The 6,321-nt window shown below is 68.7% G+C and carries 7 protein-coding genes; 1 reads left to right on the top strand and 6 read right to left on the bottom strand.

The annotated features are described in order from the left end of the window. Positions 1-237 precede the first annotated feature (237 nt). The 6 genes from AB0898_RS30335 to rpmF all read right to left on the bottom strand — a co-directional run bounded on the left by AB0898_RS30335 (position 238) and on the right by rpmF (position 4,975). On the bottom strand, positions 238-1,119 hold the full coding sequence (locus AB0898_RS30335) for a metal ABC transporter permease (RefSeq protein WP_366806256.1): 882 nt from the start codon (positions 1,117-1,119) through the stop codon (positions 238-240). Further along, the gene (locus AB0898_RS30330; RefSeq protein WP_366806255.1) at positions 1,116-1,997 is read right to left on the bottom strand and encodes a metal ABC transporter ATP-binding protein; all 882 of its coding nucleotides are present in this window, start codon (positions 1,995-1,997) and stop codon (positions 1,116-1,118) included. The genes AB0898_RS30335 and AB0898_RS30330 overlap by 4 nt, the downstream gene beginning before the upstream one ends. A gap of 11 nt (positions 1,998-2,008) precedes the next feature. After that, positions 2,009-2,947: a metal ABC transporter solute-binding protein, Zn/Mn family gene (locus AB0898_RS30325; protein ID WP_366806254.1), complete on the bottom strand. Its 939-nt coding sequence runs from the start codon at positions 2,945-2,947 to the stop codon at positions 2,009-2,011. 151 nt (positions 2,948-3,098) lie between these two features. Further along, positions 3,099-3,536: a transcriptional repressor gene (locus AB0898_RS30320; protein ID WP_366806253.1), complete on the bottom strand. Its 438-nt coding sequence runs from the start codon at positions 3,534-3,536 to the stop codon at positions 3,099-3,101. An 89-nt stretch (positions 3,537-3,625) separates the two neighbouring features. Continuing rightward, entirely contained in the window at positions 3,626-4,798 is a 1,173-nt protein-coding gene (locus AB0898_RS30315; protein WP_366806252.1) for a GTP-binding protein, read from the bottom strand. Between the two features lie 6 nt (positions 4,799-4,804). Further along, positions 4,805-4,975 carry a 50S ribosomal protein L32 gene (rpmF, locus tag AB0898_RS30310; protein ID WP_366806250.1) on the bottom strand — a complete coding sequence of 57 codons (171 nt, stop codon included), beginning with the start codon at positions 4,973-4,975 and terminating at the stop codon, positions 4,805-4,807. Between the two features lie 540 nt (positions 4,976-5,515). Between rpmF and AB0898_RS30305 the strand changes: the two genes are divergently transcribed. Continuing rightward, the coding region (locus AB0898_RS30305) for a choice-of-anchor M domain-containing protein (RefSeq protein ID WP_366806249.1) at positions 5,516-6,321 on the top strand (806 nt) is incomplete at its 3' end.

The following is a 6,321-nucleotide window of genomic DNA, read 5'->3' as shown; positions in this document are numbered from 1 at the left end:
AGGTCTCCCAGACCGGCTCCACCACCTCGCTGCCCACCAACGACAAGGGCTGGGCGGGTGAGGAGGCGCTGGACATCGACATGGTCAGCGCGGTCCGCCCCAACTGCAACATCACCTCCAGACCAGCTTCGTCGTGGACGACACCGCCCTGACGACCGGCGGATCCGGACGCAGTGAGCCCCCCGTCCCGCACGCGGACACCGTCCATGTGCGGGACCGGGAAGCTCGGACGGGCCGTCAGGCGGGCTGCGGTGCCGTTCTGCGGGCTCCCGGACGTCGGGTGCGGCGGTTGCCGACCAGACGGCAGACGACGTAGACGCCGAAGGAGATCGTCGTGACGTACGGGCTGATGGGGATGCTGCTGCCCAGGGCGAGGAGGATGCCGCCCTCGATGGAGAGCACCGCGAAGACCGTGCTGAGCAGGGGCAGAAGCACGGGGGAGGCGGTGACGCGGGCGGCGGCGGCCGCGGGGGTGACGACGAGCGCGAGGACCAGCAGCGCGCCGACGACCTGGACGGACAGGGCGACGGCAAGACCGAGCACGATCATGAACGCCAGGGAGAGTCCGCGTACGGGGACACCACGGGCCTCGGCCACGTCCGGGTCGGCGCTGGCGAAGGCGAGCGGTCGCCACATCACCACGAGCGCGATCAGAACCACGGCGGAGGTGCCGAGCAGCCAGGTCGTCTGCGGGGTGTCGACGGCGACGATCTGACCGGTGAGCAGGCCGAACTTGTTGGCGGCCCGGCCCTTGTAGAGCGCGAGGAACAGGACGCCCAGTCCCAGGCCGAAGGGCATGAGGATGCCGATCGCCGAGTTGTGGCCACGGGCGCGGGCTCCCAGAACCCCGATCGCGCCGGCCGCGAGGAGCGAGCCGACGATGGACCCGGCCACGACGTTCGCCCCCAGCAGCAGCGCGGCCGAGGCACCCGCGAAGGACAGTTCGCTGATCCCGTGCACGGCGAAGGGGAGGTCGCGCATGATGACGAAGATCCCGGCCAGACCACCGATCAAGCCCAGGGCCGCGCCGGCGATCAGGGAGTTGCGGACCAGGTCGAGCAGTTCGCCGTAGTGGTCGAAGGTGAAGATCTGTTGCCAGATCCCGTCTGCGAGGGTCATGACCGGGCTCCGTCGGACGTGTGGAGTTCGTGACTGTGGTGCGGCTGGGCCGCCGCTCCGTCGGGTACGCCAATCACCACGATCCTGCCGCGCACGCGAACGACGTCGACCTGCGTGCCATAGAGAGCGGAGAGGGACTCGGAGGTCAGAACCTCCTCCGGGGTGCCGACGCGATGGCCGCCGGGGGCCAGGTACAGCACCCGGTCCACCAGGTCGAGCACGGGGTTGACCTCGTGGGTGACGAAGACCACGGCCGTCCGGTGGGAACGGCGGCGGGCGTCGATGAGTTCGGTGACCGCGCGCTGGTGGTTGAGGTCCAGGGAGAGCAGCGGTTCGTCGCACAGCAGAATGCGCGGATCCGTGGCCAACGCCTGGGCGACACGTACCCTCTGGCGCTCGCCACCGGAGAGGAGGTTCACCGGAACGTCCGCGTAGGCCGAGGCGCCGACCTGATCCAGGATCTCGTCGACCCGGCGCCGAGTGCCGCTCGTGCGCAGCCGCAGCCCGAAACGATGGCCGTCGATCCCGAAACGCACCAGGTCGCGGGCCCGCAGCATCGTCTGTGCGGACAGCGACGCCTGCTGGGGGATGTACCCGATGTGCCGTCCGGCGTCGCGCGGCGGGCAGCCGAGGACGGTCAGCGTGCCGGCAGACAGCGGCTGCCGGCCGAGCAGCGCCTTCATGAGGCTGGTCTTGCCCGACCCGTTCGGCCCGAGCACCGCGAGGAACTCCCCAGGACGCACGTCGAGGTTCAGGTCGTGCCACACGGTGCGGGCGCCGTAGGAGACGGCGGCGTCGTTGATGCTGATCACAGGGTGGCCGTCGCCGTCGGCGGCGACCGTCACCCTGCTTCCGCGGGCCCGGGGTACGGAGGTCATGTCCGGCTGGCTCACTTGTCCAGGGCGTGGGCCAGCGCGTCGACGTTGGAGGTCATCCAGCCGACGTAGTCCATGCCCCTGGGCAGGGTCTCGGTGACGGGAACGATGGCGATGCCGGCCTCCTTGGCGGCCGCCTTGACTTTCTCGGTCTCGGGTCCGGAGGTCTGCTCGTTGTAGACCAGCGCCTCGACCTTCTTGCCGGTGAACAGTGCCAGGGTGTCGTGGAGGACCTTCGGGGACACGTCGTCGCCCTCTTCGATGGCCTCGCTGAAGTCCTCGGGCGTCCTGTTCACCAGGCCGGACGCCCCGGTCAGGTACAGCGGCACGGGCTCCGTGATGGCGATGCCGTCGCCCGCGTGGGCCTTCTTGATCTGTGCCTCCTTCGCCTCGAGCGGCTGGAGCTTCGCCTTGAACGCCTTGGCGTTCCCGGTGAAGGCAGCCGCGTCGGTGGGGTCGGCCTTGCCCAGGCTCGCGGCGATACGGTCGGCGATCTTGGCGGTGGTGGGGAAGTCGTACCAGACGTGCTCGTTGAGCTCTCCGCCCTTGGGCGCGGTCTTGCCGGAGACGTCGACCGCGTTGATTACCTCGGCGGAGGACTTGCTGCTCTTGAGCATGCGGTCGATGAAGTCGTCGTAACCGCCGCCGTTCTCGATGACGAGCTTCGCCTTGGAGAGTGCCAGCTGGTTCTGGGTGCTGGCCTCGTAGGAGTGCGGGTCCTGGGCGGGGTCACTGATGATCGAGGTGACGTCTACCTTGTCGCCGCCTATCTGCTGGGCGATGTCGCCGTAGACGTTCGTCGACGCGACCACCGTGACCTTGGAGGAGCCCTCGGGGGCGGTCGTTCCCTTCCCGTCGCTCTTGGTGTCCGAGGAGTTGCCGCACCCTGCCACTAGGGCGAGGGATGCCCCCGCCACGAGAAGGGTGACATGGCGGGACGAGAACGTAGACATGGGGAATCCTCCGCAATGCATTGCAAATGTAGGCGGGGCGAGGGGGCCGGCCTTGGTCGGCCGTGGGTCGCCCACGCTAAATGAAAACGAATATCAAAGCCACGGTTGCGTTGTTTGATATGACAATCGTTGCCGATACTTGACGTATCGGCTACCCGGGGGATGGCGCCCCGCCCGACTGGCAGGGCTCGCAGACGCCGGTGAGTTCCAAGGTGTGCTCGACCTCGGTGAACCCGGTGGACGCGGTCAGGCTCTCCGCCCAGCGCTCCACGCTGTCCGCGTCGACGGGACGGCTGTGACCGCATCGCCGGCAGACGAGGTAGTGACGGTGCCCGTCCGCGGGCCGCGGACGGTAGAGGCGCTCACCGGTCTTGTCCCGCATCACGTCGACGTGACCGGTCCGTTCCAGTACGCGCAGCGTCCGGTACACCGTGGTTAGTCCGATGGCGGCGCCGTCCGCAGTCAGTGCCGCGTGCAGTTCGGTCGCGGAGACGAAGGTGGCCGCGTCGCGCAGCACCAGGAGTACGGCGGCCCGCTGTCGCGTGGATCGCCAGCTCGGGGGGTGCTCCTTGATCAGGGCGTCTTCCATGGCGCCGGGCCTCCTGCGCTGATTGAGGTGGGTCGCGCAAGACCGGTCCGGACGGTGCCGTGGCTGCGACCACCGTCCGGACCGGAGTCTCAGGGGTGCGCCGAGAGTGCCGGGTCCGCGGGGGCGCATGTGTCGTCGATGCCGTAGGTGTCCCACGCGGGGAACGGGTCGTCCGTAGGCGGGCTCTCACCGTCCGTCAGCAGACAGCCGGTGAGGGCCGAGTACAGCTCTTCGGTGCGCAGGTCCGTGCCGATGAAGGCCAGCTCCTGGCCCGTCGCGTCCCCGGTGTCGCGAGCGGCGGAGGGCTCGAAACGGGCGACCGAACCGGCCTGTGACCACAGTCCGGTGACGTGTTGGCGGCCGGCCAGGACGAAGAAGCCCTTCGAGCGGAGGATGCGGCCGTAAGCGCCGCTGTCCAGTTCCTCGGTGACGAACCGCCACAGCCGCTCGGGGTGGAAGGGGCGCGAGGAGCGGAAGACGGTCGACGAGACGCCGTACTCCTCGGTCTCCGGGGTGTGGTCGCCGTTGAGTTCCGCGACCCAGCCGGGAGCCTGCTGGGCTCGTTCCAGGTCGAACAGCCGGGTGTCGAGGACGACTTCGAGGTCGACGCGGCCCTGGACGGCGGACACGATGCGGGCCAGGGGGTTCAGGCGGCCGAGCGTGGCCCGGAGCCGTTCGGCGTCCTCCTCGGTGACGAGGTCGAGCTTGTTGAGCACGATGACGTCGGCGAACTCGACCTGGTCCATCAGGAGATCGCTGACGGTGCGTTCGTCGTCCTCGTACTGGTCGAGGCCCCGCTCCACGAGTTCGTCGCCGCCGGCGAGTTCGGCCAGGAAGTTGGCGGCGTCGACGACCGTGACCATGGTGTCGAGGCGGGCGAGATCGCCGAGGGTGGCGCCGTCGTCACGGGCGAAGGCGAAGGTGGCCGCGACCGGCATGGGCTCGGAGATGCCGCTGGACTCGATCAGGAGGTAGTCGAAGCGGCCCTCCCGGGCCAGTCGGTCCACCTCCTCCAGCAGGTCGTCGCGGAGCGTGCAGCAGATGCACCCGTTGGTCATCTCGACCAGCCGCTCCTCGGTCCGCGACAGGGCGGCCTCGCCGCCGCGCACCAGCGCCGCGTCGATGTTGATCTCGCTCATGTCGTTGACGATGACGGCGACGCGCAGCCCCTCGCGGTTGCCGAGCACATGGTTGAGCAGCGTGGTCTTGCCCGCGCCGAGGAAGCCGGACAGGACGGTGACGGGCAATCGGTGGTTCGGCATCCGGTGTCAGCCCTCGGGGCGCAGCAGGCCGCGCTGATAGGCCTTGACCAGCCGCTGCGGCACCAGGTGCGAGACGCCGTCCACGGTGACCGGGACGAGTGCCGGCGTGGACGCCTTCCACTGGGCGCGCCGGTGGCGGGTGTTGCTGCGGGACATCTTCCGCTTGGGAACGGCCATGCGGGTTTCTCCTCTGGTGACGTCGGGACGGTGAGGTTCACGCTATATGAAAACGAATACCATGTGCAAACAGTCTCGCCAAAGGTCGGGGCTCGGTTCGTCGCGCCGTGGAATCTGGGGATCGACGGTCAAGGTGTGGGCGGGCGCGGCATGTTGACGCCCATCGTTGAGCGACAGGCCGCCGGGCGTCCTGTCCGCAGGACTGTCGGGCCGTCGCCTTCTCGGCGTGGGGGCGACCTTGCGGTCAAGTTATTGAAAATGATTACCATCCCACTTATGCTCTGGGTCAAGTGCACGGACGAGATGTCCTTCTCCCGCAGGGGACTTGCATGTACGCGGGGGGCATGCCGCGCGCACTTCTCAAGGGCCCGGAGCCCGATTCCGCCGCGCGCTCCAGAGGTGCGGCTTGTGACCAGATGAGGGGCGATGAGATCGACTACGCGGTCCGCGTTTGTGATGGGGGTACTGGCGCTTACTGCGGCGGGAATCGTCTCGGTGGCGTCGGCCGACGGGGGAGGGGCCGCGCCATACGCCGTCCCTGTGGCGTACGCGCCGGAACCGGCGGCGAGTGATGTGGTGGACGAGCGCACCGTGATCGACGTCGGGCATGTGGACGCCGTCGCGCCGCGCCTGGTGAACGGTGAGTTCCGCACCCTGTTCAAGGACAGCAGGACATCCGACGTCGTCTGGCGCGAGCCGGGCTCCGTCATCATGCACCTGACGGCGAAGGGAAGGCAGACGGTCCCCGACCCGGCGGACGGTCTGTCCTTCATCGGCGCGCCCGGTGATGTCTTCTACTCGATTCCCCAGACGCAGGACCCGGAGCTGCTCTGGGCCGGCTGGAGCACGGAGGCGTTCCAGAGCGCCGACATCCAGGGGAACTTCACCATGTCGCTGGACAAGGTGGAGGGCCCCGGCCAGTTGCTGATCTTCGAGTGGACTCCCTTCGGCGAGCCGATGATGCGCTTCGACACCCGGGACGGTCTGCCCGACACCTATGAGGTCCCGGCCCGCACGCACGAGCACGCCAACTGGGTCTTCTCCAAGGACGGCGTCTACCGGATGACGTTCACCTACAAGGCGCGGCTCGCTTCCGGCGAGGAGGTCTCCGACAGCCAGGTCTTCACCATGGCGGTCGGAGACGTCGACCCGGACGGGATTTCGCTTCCCGGTGACGAGGGGTCGACGACGGGTGGGGCGACCGGAGGCTCCACCAGCAGCGGTTCGACGGACGGTGGTTCGACGGATGGTGGGTCGTCCGACGGCGGTTCCACCGATGGCGGTTCGGTGGCCGGCGGTTCGACGGGGGGCGGTTCCTCGACCGGTGGCTCGTCCGACGGTGATTC

It is taken from the genome of Streptomyces sp. NPDC005435, from assembly GCF_040703155.1.
Classification (GTDB): Bacteria; Actinomycetota; Actinomycetes; order Streptomycetales; family Streptomycetaceae; genus Streptomyces.
The sequence above is the reverse complement of the archived record's forward strand: the minus strand, read 5'-3'. Positions and strand labels throughout refer to the sequence as shown.